The organism is Vibrio sp. KUL78 (assembly GCF_059725505.1).
Genome location: NZ_AP045838.1, coordinates 1,939,360 through 1,959,367 on the forward strand (window position 1 = coordinate 1,939,360; position 20,008 = coordinate 1,959,367).

Below are 20,008 nucleotides of genomic sequence, written 5' to 3' on the forward strand. Positions count from 1 at the left end.
TAAACTCTTCACAAAAAACTGCGAAGTGTAGCTGTTAGCCTCTATCAGAGTTCGTGCTCAGTACGCGCAATAATATCGTCTTGAGCGTCCGGTGAAAGCGCCGTGAAGAAGGCTGAGTACCCCGCTACACGTACCACCAAGTCACGGTATTGCTCAGGGTTACGTTTCGCTGCGAGCAAGGTATCCCTCGACACAATGTTGTATTGCACGTGCCAACCTTTATGGTGGTTGAAGAATGTACGAATCAACATGGATAGCTTGAGTTTATCGCTTTCAGACGCCACGGCTGCTGGTGATAACTTCTGATTCAGCAGCACACCCCCTAAGATTTTATCAGCTTGGATCTTACCGACAGAGTTGTATACCGCAGTCGGACCTAAGCGGTCAGAGCCCGAAGATGGACTTGCGCCTTCAGCTAGAGGTGTTGCTGCCTTTCGCCCGTCCGGCGTTGCCATAGTTGAAGCCCCAAACGGAACGTTTGCCGAGATACTAGACGTGCCCGCGTAGTACCCACCGCCGATTGGACCGCGACCGTGACGCGTATTGACGAAGTTGTTCAACTCATCGATATACACGCTGTATGCCTCAGCGAGTAGAAGGTCAACGGAGTCATCATCGTTGCCGTATTTTGGAGCGAAGTTAAGGATACGTTGACGAAGCTGTTCTTGCTCAGAGCCCTCGAAGTTTTCTTCTAGTGCTTTTGCTAGCTCAGGTTGGCTGATCTGTTTGTCTTCAAATACCAAGTGCTTGATAGCCGCAAGGCTGTTCCCTAGGTTGGCGATACCGACTTGCAGGCCAGATACCCAGTCATACTTGGCACCGCCTTCTTTCACCGTTTTTCCGCTCGGCAGACAGTTGTCTACTAACGATGAGCAGAAAATATCTTGCGCTTGATGCTCTAGGACGCTATCCACTACCGTGTCGATCTCAATCGATTTTCTTGCATAGTAGCGAACTTGGTCTGCCCACGATGCCATGACTTCATCCATACTAGCAAAGTTACCCTTCGCCAGAGATTTGTCGTGTGGTAAGAAGCACTCGCCGGTTGTCGCGTCTTTGCCTTCATTTAGAGCGGCTAACAAGATTCGAGCAAAGTTGATAAAGCTCATACCTGTGCAGCGATAGCCCCATTTACCAGGTACAGCTGTCTCGATACAGCCAATCGAGGCATAGTTGTAGGCGTCTTCACGCTCGACACCAAGCTTGATGAACTCCGGAATGACTATCTCATCATTATTGAAGGCTGGCATACCAAAACCACACTTGATGACTTCGATACAGCCCATCAAAAACTCTTGGTCTAGCCCTTCGTGGTATCTAACACTTAGGTTTGGTTGAGTGGAACGAAGCTGCCCACAAGACTCCAGTATTGCCCAAGATAGCGGGTTTACCGCATCTACCGGGTTACCTTGGTTATCAAGCCTTTGGCCACCAATACAGACGTTTTGATAAAGCGGAGAGCCTGCTGACGCTTTTGAGTGAGCACCAGAGCGGATTTTGTTGACCTCGAGAAGCTTGAGCCAACAGCTTTGCAGTAGCTCAAGCGCAAACCCAAGTTCCAAAGTGCCGTTGTAGATATCATTTACGTAGTAGTCGTTTAGGTATTGGTCCATACGCCCAAACGACACCGAGTGACCGTTCGACTCAATTTGCAGCATAAGCTGAACAAAATAACTGAGCTGAAGGGCCTGCCAGAAGCTCGTTGGCGCGTGATAAGCAATATGTTCACAGTTTGCAGAGATGATTTCTAACTCGGCTTTGCGTTTCGTATTTTGCTCATTCTTTGCCATCTCAGAGGCTAACTCAGCAAAGCGCAGGATATGCTGTTGAATAGCACGAAGAACGATGTCGACCGACTTATAAAATTGCTCTTTTTTAAGCCCTTCGTAGGTTGAAATATCATTGCTTTGACGGAAGTCGTCAACTTCTGTAATGAGTCCATCAAGACCGAGCGCAAGGATCTTTTCATTGTCGACCGCTAAGTGTGCATCACCGGAGGTCATGTTGCCTTCCGCCTTGATAATCGTGGTCGCAAGAATGGCTTGCTGCTCTTCTGTGAACATACCGTAACAGCGATCTTGCACTGTCTTACCACGCCAGTATGGAGTGAGCGAGTGAATAACTTCTTTGTCTTCTTCTGTTACCGCAAAGCCGGCACCTGGGCGATCCGCTAAATCATCAATCTCAGCTTCAATCCAACGCACAGTGTACTCTGGGAAGATAGGAGCAGCGCGAAGCTTACTTGCCTGGTTACCGACAATTAGCTCGTCATTATCAATCCAGATGGTACGCGTTCTAAGGTGTTCTTCGAGCGCAAGAGCGCGCTGAACGATTATCGGCTTATCTTCGTTTTCACGATAAGCTTTTGTGTAAGCAACGGCACGCTCAGTACAGATTGGTGGCGTGACAATGTTCACTAGTGCTTTCTTATGGTCTTGAATACGCTTTGGTAAATAGTTGAGTTCCATAGTAATTAACCTCGTACGATCACGTTCATATGCGAATACTGCTTAGCGTGCTGTTGCGCGTATTCAAGCAGTTCAGGGTTGTTCAGTGGTTTGTCTGCACATAAGTAAGGCATATCAAGCAGACGGTATTTGTTGATGCCCAAGGTGTGGTAGGGCAACAGGTGAATTTCGTTGCAGCTTTCAAGTGAAGCGGCAAAGTCGATAATGTCAGCAAGCTCAGCTTCGGTATCGTTAAATCCCGGTACTACAGGGACACGAATGACAATGCGTCTAGCGATTGGAGCGAGCTTTTGAAAGTTGGCTTTGATTCGTTTTAAAGAGCCTTGTGCCCACTCGAGAAACTTCTGTTCATTAGTGTGTTTAAGATCTGCTAGCCAGCAATCAATGTGAGGCGCAGCTTGTTCAACATTTTTCCATGGCACATGCATGCAGGTTTCGATAGCAGTATTGACACCTTGTTGCTGCAATTCGGTTGCGATTGACGTCACCAGATCCGATTGCATTAAAGGCTCACCACCTGAAAACGTTACGCCGCCACCACTTTGATCGTAGAACGGCTTGTCTTTCATCAGCGTGTCAATGAGTACGCCTTCTTTAGCTTCTTCGCCGCATACGCTTAGCGCCTGCGTCGGACAGACATTTTGTAGTGTGATGATCTGTGCTTCATCCAGTGTCTGTCTGTTGATAGTGATGGTGTCTTTCGTTCTTTCAATTGAAGGGCAAACATCGACGCAGGCTGTACATTGCTCGAGGCAACTGCGCTCATCGAATAGTAACGAGTGCTTTGGGCTACGACTTTCAGGGTTCTGACACCATGGACACGCCAAGCTGCAGCCCTTTAAAAAAAGGATGCTGCGAATGCCATCGCCATCGTGAGTTGAAAATCTTTGTATGTTGAAGTACATGCTAGCCTCTCTCTAATTCGAATCTCACATTCTTCATAGGTTTCGTTTTTGAAAGTCCTCTGCTTTCGTTAAATGAATCTAAAGGTTTCATTTGAAGTTTGTTTTGATCAAGGTCAAGATCTGAAACATTCGCTGGATCTATATTGTTCACAACTTGAGATTGTTCAAAGAAAGGTCCGAGAGATAACTATGATTGAACTCTATTTAGATACAGCCGATGTAAATGAAACCGCTCGCTTTAACCAGTGTTTCCCACTAAAAGGCATTACAACCAACCCGACTATCGTTGCGAAATCAGGTACTGGTCTTACCGAGACGCTAAAGGCAATGTCTGACGTTTTAGGTAAAGACGCTCGCTTTCACGCACAGGTCGTCAGTAAAGATGTCGCTGGCATGGTAGCAGAGGCTAAGATGCTTAATGAACTTCCTTACGATATGGTGGTGAAGGTACCGGCGACGGAGAAGGGTCTCGCTGCGATTAAGCTTATGAAACAAGAAGGTATTCAGGTTCTTGCTACCGCGATTTACACCGTTCAACAAGGAATTATGGCCGCGCTATGTGGCGCTGATTATTTGGCACCTTATGTGAATCGTATCGATGCGATGAATGGCGACGGTGTGGCGGTTGTTCGTGATATCCAAACACTGATCGAGAAAAACGGCTTACCCGCAAAAATTTTGGCAGCAAGTTTTAAGAATGTTCAACAAGCGATGGATGTTATGAAGCTAGGGATTGGTGCTATTACCTTGCCAGTAGATGTGGCCGCACAGATGTTCTCTCATCCTGCAATTGAGCCAGCGGTTGAACAGTTTGATAAGGATTGGAGTGGGGCGTTTGGGGGTAAGCTTTCATTTGAAAGTTAAGATCGAGCATTTTACCCCTCCCAGCCTCCCTTATCAGGGGAGGAGCAAAGAGCATGCTGCGCATCGCTGTTTAAAAATAGGCGATGCGACGATAGGAGCTAGCCCGAGGTTCTCCCCCTTGATAAGGGGGAGCTAGAGGGGGTCAAACGGAGTTTAAGCTTGAATCGGAGTTAACACGTAACTCCGGCGCTTTACCCTTCTTAGCTCCTCCCCTTATCAGGGGAGGAGCAAAACGCTCGCAGGGCGTCGCTGTCTAAAAATAGGCGATGCGACGACAGGAGCTAGCCCGAAGTTCTCCCCCTTGCTAAGGGGGAGCTAGAGGGGGTAAAACGGAGTTCAAGTTGGAGTCGGAGTTAACATGTAACTCCGACGCTTTACCCCTCCCAGCCTCCCCTTATCAGGGGAGGAGCAAAGAGCTTGCTGAGCATCGCTGTTTAAGAATAGGCGATGCAACGATAGGAGCTAGCCCGAGGCTCTCCCCCTTGATAAGAGGGAGCTAGAGGGGGTAACGCAGAGTTCAAGTTGGAGTCGGAGTTAGCATGTGAGTCCGGTGTTTTACCCCTCCCAGCCTCCCCTTATCAGGGGAGGAGCAAAGGGCTTGCTGCGCATCGCTGTTTAAAAAATAGGCGATGCGACGATAGGAGCTAGCTAGAGGTTTTCCCCCCTTGCTAAGGGGGAGTTAGAGGGGTAAAGCGGAGTTCAAGTTGGTGTCGGAGTTAGCATGTAGCTTCGGCGCTTTACCCCTCCCAGCCTCCTCTTATCAGGGGAGGAGTAAACGCTGCGCTCCGCCTATTTCTTTAACTTCGCTATAATCCCTTTAATCATCTCAACAACCGTAGTGGTTTCCTCCAAAACCTCTTGATTCGTAAACCTCACCACACGTATCCGAACGCTTTCTAAAAACTCACTCCGCCTCATGTCTGAAGCCAACCCACGTTCGGAGTAGTGACTATCCCCATCGACTTCAATAGCAAGCCTCACTTCAGTTGAATAGAAGTCTAAAACATACTGACCAACACCATATTGTCTCCGAAATTTGGCACCAAGTTGCCCCCTCCGGAGGTAATACCAAAGCCTTGCTTCGGCAAGCGTTGGATTACTTCTAAGCTGTTTTCGAAATCCAGTCTGTTGGGAGTCATTATACAAGTGTCTCTTCATAGCCTTTGCCACGTTGATAAGTGATACTCGACATTGGAGGAAACAACGGGATCATTGCCATCGCAACTTGGAAGCTATGTGCACTTTGTAGGAGAAAGATGTAATTGAGAAGTTTGAAAGGCTTGAGTACCTCTTGCTCACTTGCAGTCTGAGCAAGAGGTGATAGTTAGGCTGGGATAAGTCGACTTAAACCCTCACAAACCGATTCTTAACGATACAATCGGCATACCTTTCCGCAGACTCATGTTTAAACTTCAGCGGCTTGTCTAGCTCACCGAATAGAGATATGCCGCCACCAAGTAACACTGGAATTGTGCTAATAATCAGCTCATCAATCAGGTCTTCGTTTAAAAAGCTCTGAATGGTTTTACCGCCATCGATATAGAGATCTTGGTAGCCCTTTTGAGCAAGGTCTTCAACGATATCTTTGAGCTCACCGTTGACCAAAAAGACTTTGCCCTCTAACCCTTTCGGTACTTCAGTCATTGTGTTGCTCAGTACAAAGACTGGCTTTGAGTAGGGCCAATCGCAGTCAAAACTCAATACGATTTCTAGTGTGTTTCTACCCATTACGAGTGCGTCAACTTTGTCCATGAACTCCGCGAAACCAAAATCCGAGCCCTCTGGATTTGGAATGTCATGCAACCATTCAACGCCGTTGTCTTTGTCGGCGATGTAACCATCGAGGCTGGTAGCAATGTAAACGATGTTAGCCATGGTGAGCTCCTAGTTCATATCAGGAAATGTGTTCAATCTAGTCTATCTTTGCTAAAATTCTACAGTGTAGAAATTAACGGAAGTTTAGCTAGGAATTCTTATGACTGTCAAGCCGAAGAAACGAGGACGTCCCGAGAAAGGGAAAGACGGACTTAGTAAAGAGCGTATCGTAGAGACAGCGAAAGCTATGATGAAGGCGGACGGAAAGATCCCAAGCATCAGAGCGTTAGCGAAAGAACTTAATATCGATGCCATGGCGATTTATCACTATTTCAACAATAAAGATAGCGTTCTAGAGGCGGTTGCAATTTCTCTCGTTGAGGGCATTTACGAGCCAACTGGCACTACTCGATGGCAAGAGGAGGTGTCAGAGCTGGGCTGGAGTTATCTTAAATTGCTTGGTGAGTATCCGGGACTTCTGGAAACCTTGTTTAAGATGAAAAGCAGCGGTCCTGCAGACGTATTCATGTCAAGATTCAATGATATTGTAGACGCTATCAATTTGACGAAAAGTGAGCGCCAAAATGCTGTCAATCTACTCGCGGATTACTTACATGGCTTTGCCTTTTCAATGCAATTCTCTTCTGCCAGCGAAGAAGATAAACGCGCTATCTACCAAGGTTCGATATCTCTTTATTTGAAAGCAGTGACGCCGACACTTTCTTGTGCGAAAAACAGAGAGTAAGGTATTAGAAACAGGACATTTCACAGGGGATGTGATGACAGAGCTTTATGACTATATCGTTATTGGTGGTGGTATTCTTGGGGTATCGACGGCTTGGCAACTACAGCAGAGGCATCCTCGCGCTCAAATAGCCATTGTAGAAAAAGAGTCGACGCTGGCGGCGCATCAGACAGGTCATAATAGCGGAGTGATTCATGCCGGAGTCTATTATCAGCCGGGAAGCCTTAAAGCAGAGTTTTGCCGCAGAGGTGCTGAGGCAACGAAACGATTTTGCGACGAGTACGGTATCGCGGTCGAAAACTGTGGAAAGCTGCTGGTGGCGACCAATGAGATCGAAAAGCAACGAATGGAGGCTTTGTACCAGCGCTGCCACGATAACCATATCGATGTTCAGTTGATTGATGAAAATGAGCTCCGAGATATGGAACCGGCGATCAGCGGCTTGGGTGCAATAAAGGTTCATTCGACCAGTATTGTTGACTATCGGCTAGTCACTGAAAGGATGGCGCAGGCGTTTACCAAATTGGGTGGCAAACTTTACCTATCAAGTCGTGTTACCAATCTCACCGAGCATAAAGAGCGTGTGGAGGTCGAATGTGTATCGAGTTCATCTAAATCGATATTGAAGTGCAAACAGCTAATTGTGTGTGGCGGGCTAATGGCTGACCGCCTCGCGACGATGATCGGTATAACACCAGACTTTCAAATTATTCCCTATCGCGGTGAATATTACCGCCTAGCGGCGCGTCACAATCAAATCGTCAAGCATTTGATATATCCGATTCCAGACCCCGAATTGCCGTTTCTGGGGGTTCATTTAACCAGAATGATTGACGGCTCTGTGACGGTTGGACCCAATGCCGTTCAAGGCTTTAAACGAGAAGGCTACGGTGACTTCAATGTCAGTCTCGAAGACACGTTACAAATGCTTCGTTTTAAAGGTTTTTGGAAAGTAACGGCCGCTCATTTCAAAACAGGATTAACAGAGTTTAAAAACTCACTCTGGCGCCCTGGCTATTTGCAGTTAGTGCGCAAATACTGCCCATCAATAGAAATGCATGACCTAGAGCCTTATCCTGCGGGTATCAGAGCGCAAGCGGTGATGTCTGATGGACGGCTAGTGCATGACTTTCTCTTCGCTGAAACACCACGCAGTCTTCATGTTTGTAATGCACCATCCCCAGCAGCAACCTCGGCAATTCCTATTGGTCAGTATATTTGCGAGAAAGTAGAAGCGAAGACTTGTTGAGCTGTGGTTGTCAATCTATGGTAATGAAACTATTACATACTGCTTGGTTGAAGACAGTTTACAGATAAGCCAAACACAATGATGACCAACAATCCAACCTTAAACATCCGTCTAGCAAATCAGCAAGATCTCCCTTCCATTTTACCGCTTTTCTGGGATGACAAACCCGAGTTGAAGCAAGCATGTCATGGCGAGATAACCGATGGCATGCATGCTATTTTCGAGCTGTTCGAGCACTCAAGCGATCATTTTCTTTACGTTGCGACGTTAGACAATGTGGTAGTTGGCACATTACAGCTGAGTTTTATTCCTCAATTTACTTACAACGGTGAAATACGAGCTAATATTGAAGGCGTGTTTATCGCTAATAACGCGCAAGGACAAGGAGTCGGCGCGGCGCTAGTGAAGTTTGCCATCGAACAATCGAGACACAAAGGCTGTAAGATCGTTCAGCTGGTAAGCAATCAAGTCAGAGAGAGGGCGCATCGCTTTTATGAGCGACTTGGGTTTGAAAAGAGCCATTTTGGATTCAAATACTACATGGAATAGGACCGATGATCAGAGAGTACACCGACGCAGATACCGAGAGCATACTTAAGGTTTGGCTGGCCGCTTCTGTAGAGGCCCATGACTTTGTTGAGCCTATGTTTTGGCATCAGAAGCTTGATGATATGCGCGAGCAATATCTCCCTAACTCAGAGACTTATGTGTTTGAACAAGCTGGCAGGGTGGTCGGGTTTTACTCCCTCGTCGATAAACAACTTGCCGCATTGTTTGTTGAACCTCAGCTACAAGGTGGCGGCATAGGTATGAGCTTGTTATTAGATGCGAGGCGTAAACGCGATGCCTTGTCACTTTGTGTCTACAAAGATAACTGCCGTGCCATAGGCTTCTACCATCGCTGTGGCTTCACTATCGTTGATGAATCAACCGACCCTCATACTGGGCACTTGCAATTAACTATGTCGAGCTAAGCCTCTAGCTCTTTTTAAATCAGGCGTTTAAACTGGTTTGCATTGTTGGCTAGAGCGAAGACAGACCATGTTTGATTTTGATGAGATTGTAGAGCGTAGAGGAACCCACTCGGCAAAGTGGGATGAAATGGAAGCGAGCTTTGGAGTGTCTGCGGACGATGGTCTACCCATGTGGGTCGCGGATATGGACTTCAAAGCGCCGTCTGAAGTTAACCAAGCCCTTTGCGATGCGGCAGCGAATGGTGTGAATGGTTATTACGGTGACGACTCACGCTATAAGGCATCTGTGGTTAATTGGATGCAAAAAAGACACAACTGGGAAGTATCACCTGAGTGGATCCTAACCTGTGCTGGTCTTGTTCAAGGCACGGCTCTGTGCGTTCAAGCTTATACTGAACCGGATGACGGCGTTATACTCTTTACGCCTGTTTATCATGCGTTTTCGCGGGTAATCAAAGCCAATCAGCGTGTCGTTGTTGAAAGTCCGTTGGTTGAGAACCAAGGCCGCTACGAAATGGATATAGCGGGGCTTGAAGCAAACTTAAAAGGCCATGAAAAGCTCGTTATCTTATGTTCTCCTCATAACCCTGGCGGACGTGTGTGGAGTAAGGAAGAGATCCGAGAAGTCGCGGACTTCTGCCATCGCCAAAAACTGGTACTGGTTGTCGATGAAATCCACCATGACCTCGTTTTCCCTCCTCACCAGCATACCGTTGCTACTCTGGCCGCTCCTAAACATGAGCAAAACATGGTCATTCTGGCTGCGACAACTAAGACATTCAATATCGCCTCGGCGCTAACAGGCGCTGCGATTATTCCGAATACAGAGCTTCGCGAAAAGTTTCAATTTGTACTCAACGCTGCCGGTATCGGACCTAACCGAATTGGCATGTTGATGGCAACAGCGGCTTATGAACATGGTGAAGCGTGGTTGGAAGCATTGGTCGATTATCTTGATGAGAATCGCCGTCTATTTGACGAAGGCGTCAATAAGATTAAAGGTTTAAAATCAATGCCTTTGGAAGCAACTTATCTCTCTTGGGTCGATTTTTCTGAAACTGGGCTGACGTCCGCTGAAGTGATTGGCAAAGTGCAGAGTGAAGCTAAGATAGCGGCGAACCATGGCTCGAGTTTCGGTTTAGGTGGTGAGCAGTTCCTTCGCTTTAATCTGGCGACACCGCGTTCAAGAGTGATTGAAGCTGTTGCAAGATTACAACGAACCTTTGCTAGCGATTGATAGGAAACAGCGATGCACGTTTGGACTAGTGAGGTGAAAGAGGCGCTCGTCCCTCTCAGAAATAGTGAAAACGCTGCCTTTATGAAGGCATACATGAGAGATCAGTATGAGTTTTTTGGAATCCAAGCGGGGCCTCGACGAGAGGCTCTAAAGCCGTTGTTTTTGAAAGGTAAGATGCCCAACCTTGGTGAGCTTTCACAGGTAGTTGATGAGCTTTGGATACTGCCTGAGCGAGAGTATCAACTTGTGGCAATTGATCTCCTTATTAAACAAAAGAAAATCTTACCGAGCTCGTTTTTGGAGCATGCAGAGCGTTGGATCACGACAAAAGCTTGGTGGGACACGGTTGATATGCTAGCGACTCACATTGTCGCGAGCTTGTTTCAGCGCTTTCCTGTTGAGGCCGCGAGCTTTATCCAAAAGTGGCGCGAAAGTGACAATATTTGGCTAAGACGAACGGCAATTCTCTATCAGCTTAAGTTCAAGCAAAACACTGACGAAGCACTGCTGTTTGATATCATCGGCGAGAACCTCGATGACAAAGAGTTCTTCATTCAAAAAGCAATTGGGTGGAGTTTACGTGAGTATTCGAAAACTAAGCCAGCAGCAGTAGTTCAATTCATTGAGTCACAAAAAATCGAAGGGTTAGCGAAGCGTGAGGGGCTTAAGTGGCTCAAAGCCAAAGGAAAATTATAAGACGTTTATGGTCGTTTTGTTGGCACTTACGTAAACAAAAGCAATCAGTTTAATTCACCAAGGACACAAATAAACCCAATGGATTCAGTAACCCAAGCCGCATTAGGGGCAACCGTAGCGGGAGCGATAGCGGGCAAGCGATGCAATGCCAAAGTTTTATTAACTGGCGCGGCACTTGGTACGCTGCCCGATTTAGATGTCGTCATTGACTATGGTGATGCGGTGAGTAATACCATTAAGCATCGTGGCTTTACCCACTCTTTGTTGCTTATTCCCGTTTTTTCACTTTTTGTATCTTGGCTCTATTGCCGTCTTAGAGCTGATGCGTTTTGGTCGTTTAAACGAGTCTTTGCTTTAGTTCTCAGTGTGCTGGTTACACATGTCGCAATAGATGCGATGACCACGTATGGCACTCAGTTGCTGTGGCCACTGCCCGGTTACTTTGAAGTGGGTAATGTGTTTATTATCGACCCGCTTTACACCATACCTCTGCTTATTGGTATTGTCGTTGCGTTGTTTTCCAAGCGCGTGGGTGGGCGTTGGTGCCAGGGCGTTGTTTTAGTATCGAGCTTGTATCTCTTGTGGGGCTTTGCAGCCCAGCAGGTCATCGCCGACCGGGTCGAGGAAAACCTCGCGGTACAAAACATTAGCAATGACCAAGTATTGATCACTCCATCACCATTTAATACTTTGCTTTGGCGCGTTGTTGTCGTTGAAGGTGATCAGTATTTCGAAGGGCTAGCATCTCTGCTTGATTCTGATCGTCAAATTGACTTCATTCAGCGTTCGCGTGGCGAGTGGCCTCTCGAGAGTATGCCGCAGACTCTCATTGGCTTAGAAGCCTTTTCACATGGGTTTTTGGGATATCGCCAAGATGGAGAAAAGCTGATTGTGTCTGATCTTCGGTTAGGCATGGCGGATAGCTTGGCGTTTGAGTTCGTTTTCGCTAAAGTCACGGCCGACTCAAAATGGCAGTTATTGGAGGCTCCGACTCGCTATCCTAGTGAGCGTAGCCTTGACCAAATTTCCGTGCTTTGGGAGCGAATGTTGGGTGACCAAGGGATTGATGCCAACTTACAGAGAATGGCTTACAACAAGGCACGCGAGCATCAAGAATAATCGACAAGGTCCTACCTTGTTTGGTAACCAAAAGAACGAGTCTTTAAGGGCTCGTTTTTTGTCGCCACGATAAAAATCATTATTTGACGAAGCGAATCATGTAAGTTCACTATTCCCGTCCTAAAATTGTCACTGGAGACAGTGACTTGCTTGTCAAACATACACATCTTTCCCTACTGAGGACACAGATATGACACTTGCCGCATTGGCGATTCTGGTTGGTTTTATCTTATTGGTTTGGAGTGCAGATCGATTTGTCGACGGTGCTGCGGCAACGGCGAGTCACGCTGGGATGCCTCCACTACTGATTGGTATGGTCATTGTTGGTTTTGGTACCTCTGCACCAGAGATGGTGGTGTCAGCGATGGCGGCGGCAGAGGGGAACCCAGAGCTTGCTTTGGGTAATGCGTTAGGCTCAAACATTGTTAACACTGGCCTTATCTTAGGTGTTACTGCAGTGATCGCACCGATTATGGTGCAATCCGTGATTGTTAAGAAAGAGCTACCATTACTGTTCGCTATCAGTCTATTGCTTGGTGCATTACTTTGGAATGGCGCATTAGGACGCGGTGAAGCGGCGATTCTACTTATTGGCTTTTTCAGCTTAATAAGCTGGAGCATTTATTCTGGAATCAAGGGTAAAGGCGACCCACTAGAAACTGATACCGAGCAAGAGCTACAAGAGAAGACGATGTCGTTAGGGAAGGCGATATTCTGGTTGGTACTGGGACTTGTACTGCTGGTAGTCAGTTCACGCATTCTTGTATGGGGTGCGGTGACGATAGCTCAATCCCTTGGCATCAGTGACCTAATTATTGGTCTAACCATAGTGGCGCTTGGTACATCGCTACCAGAGTTAGCGGCTTCCATCGCGGCAGCACGTAAAGGGGAGCATGACATTGCGATCGGTAACGTCGTTGGATCCAATATGTTTAATATTCTAGCTGTCGTTGGTATTGCAGGTATGATCTCACCAATCGCGAGCGTGCCTGAAGCTGTATTATCTCGTGACTGGCTGGTGATGATGGCGATGACAGTGGCGCTGTTCTTTATGGCTTATGGATTTGGTCGCCAAGGCCGAATTAATCGAGTTGAGGGGGCGCTGCTGTTAGCCGGTTACAGTGCATACAACATTTGGCTTGTTCTGTCCGTAACGGCGTAGACGTTCGAACATAGATTGAGAGGTACGTGACTCAACGTTAGTCTTGAGTCACGTACTTGATTAGCGACACAGGAAAGCTCGCCTATCGAAATTAATCGTCTTCTTTTCTTCTACTCTGCTGGCGAATGTAATCGCCAAACTCGTACTTTCTTTCTTGATGTCCAATCTGGTATAGCTCTGTCTCTGTTCGCTGCTGTGAGTAGCTAGACGCTTTCATTGAGCCTTTACCGACGCGAAGCATGTTTTCTACTACACGTTTGAAGAAACGGTCGATACGACGACCATACATTTGTAGAACACCGAGCATACTGCAAAAACTCATAGCTAGGGCGACCGTCCAGTGAATTTCTATCATGCCAATCCTCCACAATGGGAAGAGAGAGCAGAAAAAGAGTGTTTGAAACAGGATTGGGAAGATAGTTGTCTTGCTACTATGTCATTATGTTGAGCGAATTTAGAATGATATGACTTAGTATGAAGAACGGTTCGCGTACTGCGTGGAGAGGGATGGAACAAGCGCATTAAATTGGAAGAAAGAAAGGATCGCATGCTGTGCCGGTGGCGCTGCAGGTTGTGGGCGCGTTGAGCTGCGCAGTTGGTTTGGATCGCTTGTTGATGCGAAACGGGCCAAAGTGATCATGGATTTTTATACCTTTATTATTTGAGCTGACTTTACAAAAACTTGGAAGGTCTTTGCTGAACGTGAATATAAGGTATGCGGCTTTGTAACATCAATGTGTCTGAAATTAGTTGATACAATCAGTCACAGAGCTAAATGCTAATTAACGAACCGTCGATGTTTGACACGGCTAATTAATATATTTCGCGCTTCTAAACAAATCGACGGATGACATCTAAATATCAGTGACTTAGCTCATTCATGATTGTGTATTCATGGTAATAAACGCAATACTTTCAGATGGTTGTAGATTATTCACATAAGAGGCTTGTTCAGAAACCACAAGCACATGGCCATCTGTAAAGTAGTCGTGTTGACTGTTGTTCTTCGTTACAGAAGCAAGCTGAATATTTTCCGCGTTCCATCGGTCATTTAATCGGAACACGTCGGTTTTTAACTGCTCTCGTTCAACGTCGACATCGGGTGAGATAGAGTGCAGTACGGTAACAATTCCTCCATAGGGTGTTAACTTAAGCCCGTCATCGTAGCTTAATGCGCCAACCCAAGCGGGTTGTTTGGTTTGCGCATCAATACCCGCATACCACCATCGAATGTGTGAGCGATGAGTCAGTGTCCCTGGTAGTTGAAAAGCGAAATGCTGAGGCTGACCATTCCAAAGCAAGTCAGAGACGGGTGGCGTGCGCTGCTGTAATAGAGAAACATAATCTGCTAGCTCAATATCACTGCGAGAGAAGGTTTTATTTTGAATCCAACCTAACTCGTCCATTAGCTTGACTGGTGATTCTCCTAAATAAACTACGTTAAGAGCCTGTGCAGCGTACAGTGTCGACTGCCCTGCGTAGACTTTGTAATCAAGCTCAGTAAGGTTTACTTCAACGTTTTGTGTTTGTGTAAGCGGCACAACGGCGTCATCACTCCACCAGAAAAAATGCGAGTAGTTGAGTGCTAATGCACCCGCGAGAAATAGACTTGACGCTTTTAGCCAGGAGTAGCGCCACTGCTTCTTAATGCCAAAGTAGAGCAGAGCAAGTGAAACCAACGTCAGCCCTAGCGTATACTTATGCTCAGACACAAACGTCGCGGCTTCACCCAGTATCGGCACATTGTCTACACCCACTGCCAATAGAAAGCCCCAAGTAACAAACTGACCAACACCTAAGACAAGCCCAATAAGCGCATAGGCAGAGAACTTACTCCATCGGATATGATTAGCACCTGCCATAAAGGGCACTACCCACGCGATAGGTCCCAGTAGGCGCGCAAAAGCGATCACCCAAAAGGCGTTACGATTAATCAGTAAGCGGCAGCGGGCTAATGGGCGACGGATTTTAGGTTGCCAGCGCAGTAAAGATTTTTGGGCGCGGAATCCATAGCGACGTCCAATTAGAAAACTGAGTTGATCGCCAATTAGACCTCCTAACAGAACCGCAAACACGGCTAAGTAGGCACCAGAATAGAGCTGATAGCCTGCCGCAATCATGAAAGGCTCACCAGGCACGACGAGGTTTGGTCCTATAAGTGCGTCTAACAGCGATCCAAAAAACAGTCCTAATGTTTCAAACATATCCAATCCTTACCTAGCTTACTTGTTACAAATTTGCGCTAGCATTACTGCTGCTGATAATGTCCAAACTTGTATTCCATTTCGTTGTTGCGCATTTCACCAAACATGAAACGGCGAACGTTCGCTTTTAGGTAGGTAAAGCCCATTTTAAAGAAGCCATCTTGCTCAAGACGACGAGGATCGAACTGGAAGCTCATTGGTAAGAATCGAAAACGCCATGTTTGTGCAGCCTTCTTAACATAGTGGCAATCCTCACAGAGTACGATCTCTTCGTCGAAACCACCGATCTCTTGGTGCACTCGTTTGGTTGAGAAAATGCACGCGCCAACCGCAGTAGGGAAGAAGAACTGAGTAGCAAATAGTCCAGCGTTGAAAAGACCGTAGCCAGCTTTGTAAGCGGGCGCGAGTTTGCGTGAGCCCATATAAACACCAGCGACTTCGAGCTTTTCTTCTTCAAGTTTGTCGATAGCTTTTTGAAGAAAACCCTTATCTAAACGAACGTCAGCATCCAAGAACAGTAGGCGCTCATTTTTAGCCAGGTTTGCTCCTGTGTTTCGACCTAGGCTTACGCCACGATCAGACATTTGGTGTACCGTTAAACTAGGCAGTGCGGCGTGGTATTTTTCAGCAACTTCGCGGGTACGGTCATCACTGTTTGAGTCGACAACAATGACTTCAAAATCTTGATAGGTTTGACAGCTCAAATCGCTAAGAAGACGAGCAATACGTTTTTCTTCATTTAAGGTGATAACAACTACGCTTAGTGATTTCATCATTCTTTCCCTCTTGTCCGTGGGGTCCATCAGTTGATACAGATAGCCGCGTGATTCTTGAGTTGCGGCTGATTCGATGGAGCCAGTATGCGAGGGGCGCACTGAATGAAGAATTAGTGGGGAGTTCAGAATCAGTTCATCTAGATGAACGAAGCGCTTTTCTATCGAAAAGCGCTTATGAAGCAAGAGCCTAGGCGTTATGCGCAATGTGTACTAAGTGCTATACGCTATGTGCAAACTCGGCAACTTCGTCAAGAACGTGAGGGTTTGCAATTGCGCCTTTGTTGTTAACTTCTTTACCATGCAGCACTTGTTTCACCGCAAGTTCCACCAACTTTCCAGACTTTGTTTTCGGTATTTCACTGATGGCATAGATTTCTGCAGGCACATGGCGAGGAGAGCAATGTGTTTTAAGCTGCTGCTTGATTGAATGGCGCAAAGATTCGTTGAGTACAGCAGACGGTGAAAGCTGAACAAACAGAACGATTCTTTCGTCGCCAAGATGGGTTCGACTAACGGCGATGGAGTCTACGATATCATCAAGCTGGTTTACCTGCTGATAGATCTCGGCGGTTCCAATACGTACACCGCCAGGGTTAAGGGTGGCGTCACTGCGTCCAAAGAAACGCATCCCACCATTTACTGTTTTTAATACATCGTCACCATGACTCCAACACTGCTCAAAGTTAGCCCAATAAGCATTATGGTAGCGTTCACCGTCATCATTCCAAAAGCCAATCGGTTGATTTGGAAAGCTATTAAGACAAACGAGTTCGCCACGCTCTTCTGAAACAGACCTTCCGTTGGCGTTGAACACGTTAACATCAAGACCAAGCCCTGGAGCTTGGCATTCTCCTCGATAGACGGGAGAGATAGGGTTACCAAGGACGAAGCAGCCACAAATGTCGGTACCGCCAGAAATAGATGCAAGATGGAGGTCAGATTTAATTGCCTGGTAGACATAATCAAACTGCTCTGGGTACAAAACAGACCCTGTTGAACAAAGGGTTTTGAGGTGGGTAAGTGCAAACTTTTTATTCGGAATAAAACCGTTTTTCTCGATAGCTTCTAGATACTTAGCAGCAGTACCAAATAAGGTCACTGATGAACGCTCGGCCAAATCCCAAAGTACTTCTTCAGAGGGGTAAACGGGATTTCCATCATAAATAACAAGCGTTGCCCCACTCGCGAGTGCAGACACATGCCAGTTCCACATCATCCAACCACAGGTAGTGTAATAGAAAACTCGGTCATCAGAGCGAATATCACAATGTAGCTTGTGCTCTTTGAGGTGATTCAATGTGATACCACCAACGGAATGGACGATGCATTTTGGCTTACCTGTGGTACCAGACGAGTAAAGAATAAACAGAGGTGAGTTGAATGCGACCCTATTAAAGCGAAGAGGCTGTTTTTTGTAGTGAGTAAAGATAGAGTTCCAATCGACATGGTTAGCCTTGTCGCTTTTAACGATCTCAGCGCTTTCCTTCAAAGGTTCCTGTTGACCCAAATGCTGATAGCCAATCGTGCAAGTATGGGTGATCGAGTCGATCGCGTGACAGATGGCTTGATTCTTTTCATTCATTGAAAAGGACTTACCGCCAAACTGATACCCGTCGACGCCAAATAACACCTTAGGTTTTACCTGACCGAAGCGCTCGATAACGCTCTCAGCACCAAAGTCGGGTGAAGTTGAGGTCCAAATTGCCCCAAGGCTTGTTGCCGCTAACATGGCAATGACGGCGTGAGGGGAGTGCGGCAAGTACCCCGCTACAACGTCACCTTCACCGACATTTACCTCGATTAGCCACTGCTGCATTTGTGACACTTGGTCTTGCAGTTCCCGCCATGAAAGTTGGGCGGTGTAGCCTTGCTCGTTTTGAAATATGATCGCAAGGCTCTCACCATTTTTGTCACCATAAGCGAGCAAGTTCTCAGCATAATTGAGCCGAGACTTCAAAAACCAGATGGTATCTCTCGCCGGTACCAATGCTCCCCATGTCGCGTCACCTAATGTCGCTATTGGACCTTGTTTTGAACCAATGACGCCACAGAAGTCCCAAACCCGCTCCCAGAACTGCTCAGCGTTGTCGAGGCTCCATTGGTGTAGCTTTTGATAATCGATAGGAGTAGAGCCTTCAAGATCGAGCTGGTTGATAAATTGTTGTAACAGGCTCTTGGATGCTTTATTAGCATCAGGTATCCACATTGGCGGGTTTAGATTTGGATGCGTTAACATTTTGCTTACACTCTTTGGGGTGTTGTTTTGATTTTAAGTTTTGGTTGTTTGGCTCGCGAAGTCAAACTTAATGGTGAATTTCAATTGATTGAATTTTCAGCTAAAAAATTACAAATGTAAATTTTATGTTACACCGAGTGCGTACTGCAGGATCTACTGGGTTATTGTCAGCGAATACTCGAACACATAGGCTTATGTAAAGGGCTTGTTAAAGGAAATGGCATGACTCAGTATGTATCTAAACCTGTGAATGAACAGGGATTAATTAATTGGAGTGAGGATGAGGATCGTATTTGGCACGACTTAGTAGCACGCCAATTGGATCTTGTTAAGGACAGGGCGTGTAAAGAGTACTTGCGCGGTCTTGAACTGCTCAATTTGCCAATAGATTGCGCTCCGCAGTTAACAGAGATAAATGATGTGCTAAAGCGAGAGACTGGTTGGCAAGTAGAGCCTGTCCCTGCGTTGATTGACTTCGATCGATTCTTCGCGCTTTTGGCGGCGCGTAAGTTTCCTGTCGCAACGTTTCTGCGCTCCAGAGAAGAGTTTGATTACCTCCAAGAGCCTGATTTCTTCCATGAGATTTTTGGTCACTGTGCAATGCTCACCGACCCAGACTTTGCTCAGTTTACGCAGCACTATGGACAGCTTGGTTACCAAGCGGACAGTAAAGAGCGCGTATATTTAGCGCGGCTATATTGGTTTACGGTTGAATTTGGTCTAGTTGAGCAGAATGGTGATCTTAAGATATACGGCGGCGGTATTCTCTCATCCCCTGGCGAAACACTGTATGCCCTCGATGATGAGAGACCGCTTCGCCAAGCGTTTAATGTTGATAATGTGCTTCGAACGCCCTATCGGATCGACATTATGCAGCCCACCTATTTTGTGCTCGACGACATACGACAACTTTATGAATTGAAACAACAGAACTTATCCCAAGACGTTGCTCGCGCAATGGAATCTGGGCTACTTCCTCCACTTTTTGAACCAAAGGACATAACACATGCTTAATGAGTTACGCTGTGAAGCCTGCAGCAGTGATGCAATTGCGCTTGGCAAAGACGAGCAACAACAGTTGCTGACGGAGGTAAATGACTGGCAAATTGTGGACCGTGATGGCATTCCGCAGCTAGAGAAGGTTTACAAGTTTAAGAACTTCAAGTTGGCTTGGGCATTTTCAAACCAAGTGGCGGAGCTCGCAGAAGATGAGTTTCACCACCCCCTCTATACTGTTGGAATGGGGTAAGGTGACCGTAACCTGGTGGAGTCACTCCATCAAGGGTTTGCATCAGAATGATTTTATCTGTGCGGCGAAATGTGATGCGATGATGGTTGATTAGAATCTATTTTTTCGACCAGTTGCTACAGTCTACTAATCAACATCCCTGCCTTAGCGGGGATTTTTGCGTTTTAGGTGTACAAATAATTTGATAGGTAACCTTGTAAGAGGATAGCGTAACAAGAAAGCGATATTGGTCAAAAAAGATGATGAATCCTTACAGTTAATGTTAGTGAGTTTGCGTACAATACTTTGAGGCTAGAGAACAATAACTAG

The 20,008-nt window shown here is 46.5% G+C and carries 19 protein-coding genes and 1 pseudogene; 11 read left to right on the forward strand and 9 right to left on the reverse strand.

Annotation, left to right across the window (positions count from 1 at the left end):
* Nucleotides 1-44: 44 nt before the first annotated feature.
* Nucleotides 45-2,468: a formate C-acetyltransferase/glycerol dehydratase family glycyl radical enzyme gene (locus AC6I8Y_RS25070; RefSeq protein ID WP_498022180.1), complete on the reverse strand. Its 2,424-nt coding sequence runs from the start codon at nt 2,466-2,468 to the stop codon at nt 45-47.
* 5 nt (nt 2,469-2,473) lie between these two features.
* Nucleotides 2,474-3,373, reverse strand: a complete 900-nt coding sequence (locus AC6I8Y_RS25075; protein WP_498022182.1) for a glycyl-radical enzyme activating protein — start codon at nt 3,371-3,373, stop codon at nt 2,474-2,476.
* 189 nt (nt 3,374-3,562) lie between these two features.
* Between AC6I8Y_RS25075 and AC6I8Y_RS25080 the strand changes: the two genes are divergently transcribed.
* Nucleotides 3,563-4,237 (forward strand): fructose-6-phosphate aldolase, encoded by a 675-nt coding sequence (locus tag AC6I8Y_RS25080; RefSeq protein WP_394150214.1) that lies wholly within the window; start codon nt 3,563-3,565, stop codon nt 4,235-4,237.
* Nucleotides 4,238-5,026: 789 nt separating this feature from the next.
* Here the strand turns inward: AC6I8Y_RS25080 and AC6I8Y_RS25085 are convergent.
* Together AC6I8Y_RS25085 and AC6I8Y_RS25090 are read right to left on the reverse strand one after the other, a co-directional pair.
* Nucleotides 5,027-5,395: an endonuclease domain-containing protein gene (locus AC6I8Y_RS25085; protein WP_394150216.1), complete on the reverse strand. Its 369-nt coding sequence runs from the start codon at nt 5,393-5,395 to the stop codon at nt 5,027-5,029.
* A gap of 186 nt (nt 5,396-5,581) precedes the next feature.
* On the reverse strand, nt 5,582-6,112 hold the full coding sequence (locus AC6I8Y_RS25090; protein ID WP_498022184.1) for a dihydrofolate reductase family protein: 531 nt from the start codon (nt 6,110-6,112) through the stop codon (nt 5,582-5,584).
* Between the two features lie 100 nt (nt 6,113-6,212).
* Here AC6I8Y_RS25090 and AC6I8Y_RS25095 point away from each other — a divergent pair, with 100 nt between their 5' ends.
* The 8 genes from AC6I8Y_RS25095 (at nt 6,213) to AC6I8Y_RS25130 (ending at nt 13,234) form a co-directional block, all read left to right on the forward strand.
* Nucleotides 6,213-6,797, forward strand: coding sequence for a TetR/AcrR family transcriptional regulator (locus tag AC6I8Y_RS25095; RefSeq protein ID WP_498022186.1), 585 nt, complete (start codon nt 6,213-6,215; stop codon nt 6,795-6,797).
* 34 nt (nt 6,798-6,831) lie between these two features.
* Entirely contained in the window at nt 6,832-8,046 is a 1,215-nt protein-coding gene (gene lhgD / locus AC6I8Y_RS25100) for an L-2-hydroxyglutarate dehydrogenase (protein WP_498022188.1), read from the forward strand.
* A 78-nt stretch (nt 8,047-8,124) separates the two neighbouring features.
* On the forward strand, nt 8,125-8,595 hold the full coding sequence (locus AC6I8Y_RS25105) for a GNAT family N-acetyltransferase (protein ID WP_394150223.1): 471 nt from the start codon (nt 8,125-8,127) through the stop codon (nt 8,593-8,595).
* 5 nt (nt 8,596-8,600) lie between these two features.
* The gene (locus tag AC6I8Y_RS25110) at nt 8,601-9,020 is read left to right on the forward strand and encodes an N-acetyltransferase (protein ID WP_128648688.1); all 420 of its coding nucleotides are present in this window, start codon (nt 8,601-8,603) and stop codon (nt 9,018-9,020) included.
* A 67-nt stretch (nt 9,021-9,087) separates the two neighbouring features.
* Nucleotides 9,088-10,257, forward strand: a complete 1,170-nt coding sequence (locus tag AC6I8Y_RS25115; RefSeq protein ID WP_498022189.1) for a MalY/PatB family protein — start codon at nt 9,088-9,090, stop codon at nt 10,255-10,257.
* Between the two features lie 12 nt (nt 10,258-10,269).
* Complete coding sequence (locus tag AC6I8Y_RS25120) at nt 10,270-10,953, forward strand: DNA alkylation repair protein (protein ID WP_498022191.1); 684 nt, start codon at nt 10,270-10,272, stop codon at nt 10,951-10,953.
* 78 nt (nt 10,954-11,031) lie between these two features.
* Nucleotides 11,032-12,072, forward strand: a complete 1,041-nt coding sequence (locus AC6I8Y_RS25125) for a metal-dependent hydrolase (RefSeq protein ID WP_498022193.1) — start codon at nt 11,032-11,034, stop codon at nt 12,070-12,072.
* A 190-nt stretch (nt 12,073-12,262) separates the two neighbouring features.
* Nucleotides 12,263-13,234: a calcium/sodium antiporter gene (locus AC6I8Y_RS25130; protein ID WP_252016682.1), complete on the forward strand. Its 972-nt coding sequence runs from the start codon at nt 12,263-12,265 to the stop codon at nt 13,232-13,234.
* A gap of 91 nt (nt 13,235-13,325) precedes the next feature.
* Here AC6I8Y_RS25130 and AC6I8Y_RS25135 read toward each other — a convergent pair whose 3' ends face one another.
* From AC6I8Y_RS25135 to AC6I8Y_RS25155, 5 genes are all read right to left on the reverse strand, one after another.
* Nucleotides 13,326-13,589, reverse strand: coding sequence for a hypothetical protein (locus tag AC6I8Y_RS25135; RefSeq protein WP_128648690.1), 264 nt, complete (start codon nt 13,587-13,589; stop codon nt 13,326-13,328).
* A gap of 114 nt (nt 13,590-13,703) precedes the next feature.
* Nucleotides 13,704-13,874, reverse strand: a complete 171-nt coding sequence (locus tag AC6I8Y_RS25140; protein ID WP_498022195.1) for a hypothetical protein — start codon at nt 13,872-13,874, stop codon at nt 13,704-13,706.
* 238 nt (nt 13,875-14,112) lie between these two features.
* Nucleotides 14,113-15,438 (reverse strand): LssY C-terminal domain-containing protein, encoded by a 1,326-nt coding sequence (locus tag AC6I8Y_RS25145; RefSeq protein WP_498022197.1) that lies wholly within the window; start codon nt 15,436-15,438, stop codon nt 14,113-14,115.
* A 44-nt stretch (nt 15,439-15,482) separates the two neighbouring features.
* Nucleotides 15,483-16,211, reverse strand: coding sequence for a glycosyltransferase family 2 protein (locus tag AC6I8Y_RS25150; RefSeq protein ID WP_498023123.1), 729 nt, complete (start codon nt 16,209-16,211; stop codon nt 15,483-15,485).
* 220 nt (nt 16,212-16,431) lie between these two features.
* Nucleotides 16,432-18,450, reverse strand: a complete 2,019-nt coding sequence (locus tag AC6I8Y_RS25155; RefSeq protein WP_498022199.1) for an acetoacetate--CoA ligase — start codon at nt 18,448-18,450, stop codon at nt 16,432-16,434.
* A gap of 222 nt (nt 18,451-18,672) precedes the next feature.
* Between AC6I8Y_RS25155 and phhA the strand changes: the two genes are divergently transcribed.
* On the forward strand, nt 18,673-19,464 hold the full coding sequence (phhA, locus tag AC6I8Y_RS25160) for a phenylalanine 4-monooxygenase (RefSeq protein ID WP_498022201.1): 792 nt from the start codon (nt 18,673-18,675) through the stop codon (nt 19,462-19,464).
* Nucleotides 19,457-19,793: pseudogene (locus AC6I8Y_RS25165) on the forward strand (4a-hydroxytetrahydrobiopterin dehydratase). The gene phhA and the pseudogene AC6I8Y_RS25165 overlap by 8 nt, the downstream one beginning before the upstream one ends.
* Nucleotides 19,794-20,008 lie beyond the last annotated feature (215 nt).

Excerpts from the sequence above, each read along its gene's own strand:
- AC6I8Y_RS25070 (WP_498022180.1), bottom strand. The coding sequence starts at position 2,468 with ATGGAACTCAACTATTTACCAAAGCGTATTCAAGACCATAAGAAAGCA.
- AC6I8Y_RS25075 (WP_498022182.1), bottom strand. The coding sequence starts at position 3,373 with ATGTACTTCAACATACAAAGATTTTCAACTCACGATGGCGATGGCATT.
- AC6I8Y_RS25080 (WP_394150214.1), top strand. The coding sequence starts at position 3,563 with ATGATTGAACTCTATTTAGATACAGCCGATGTAAATGAAACCGCTCGC.
- AC6I8Y_RS25085 (WP_394150216.1), bottom strand. The coding sequence starts at position 5,395 with ATGAAGAGACACTTGTATAATGACTCCCAACAGACTGGATTTCGAAAA.
- AC6I8Y_RS25090 (WP_498022184.1), bottom strand. The coding sequence starts at position 6,112 with ATGGCTAACATCGTTTACATTGCTACCAGCCTCGATGGTTACATCGCC.
- AC6I8Y_RS25095 (WP_498022186.1), top strand. The coding sequence starts at position 6,213 with ATGACTGTCAAGCCGAAGAAACGAGGACGTCCCGAGAAAGGGAAAGAC.
- lhgD (WP_498022188.1), top strand. The coding sequence starts at position 6,832 with ATGACAGAGCTTTATGACTATATCGTTATTGGTGGTGGTATTCTTGGG.
- AC6I8Y_RS25105 (WP_394150223.1), top strand. The coding sequence starts at position 8,125 with ATGATGACCAACAATCCAACCTTAAACATCCGTCTAGCAAATCAGCAA.
- AC6I8Y_RS25110 (WP_128648688.1), top strand. The coding sequence starts at position 8,601 with ATGATCAGAGAGTACACCGACGCAGATACCGAGAGCATACTTAAGGTT.
- AC6I8Y_RS25115 (WP_498022189.1), top strand. The coding sequence starts at position 9,088 with ATGTTTGATTTTGATGAGATTGTAGAGCGTAGAGGAACCCACTCGGCA.
- AC6I8Y_RS25120 (WP_498022191.1), top strand. The coding sequence starts at position 10,270 with ATGCACGTTTGGACTAGTGAGGTGAAAGAGGCGCTCGTCCCTCTCAGA.
- AC6I8Y_RS25125 (WP_498022193.1), top strand. The coding sequence starts at position 11,032 with ATGGATTCAGTAACCCAAGCCGCATTAGGGGCAACCGTAGCGGGAGCG.
- AC6I8Y_RS25130 (WP_252016682.1), top strand. The coding sequence starts at position 12,263 with ATGACACTTGCCGCATTGGCGATTCTGGTTGGTTTTATCTTATTGGTT.
- AC6I8Y_RS25135 (WP_128648690.1), bottom strand. The coding sequence starts at position 13,589 with ATGATAGAAATTCACTGGACGGTCGCCCTAGCTATGAGTTTTTGCAGT.
- AC6I8Y_RS25140 (WP_498022195.1), bottom strand. The coding sequence starts at position 13,874 with ATGATCACTTTGGCCCGTTTCGCATCAACAAGCGATCCAAACCAACTG.
- AC6I8Y_RS25145 (WP_498022197.1), bottom strand. The coding sequence starts at position 15,438 with ATGTTTGAAACATTAGGACTGTTTTTTGGATCGCTGTTAGACGCACTT.
- AC6I8Y_RS25150 (WP_498023123.1), bottom strand. The coding sequence starts at position 16,211 with ATGAAATCACTAAGCGTAGTTGTTATCACCTTAAATGAAGAAAAACGT.
- AC6I8Y_RS25155 (WP_498022199.1), bottom strand. The coding sequence starts at position 18,450 with ATGTTAACGCATCCAAATCTAAACCCGCCAATGTGGATACCTGATGCT.
- phhA (WP_498022201.1), top strand. The coding sequence starts at position 18,673 with ATGACTCAGTATGTATCTAAACCTGTGAATGAACAGGGATTAATTAAT.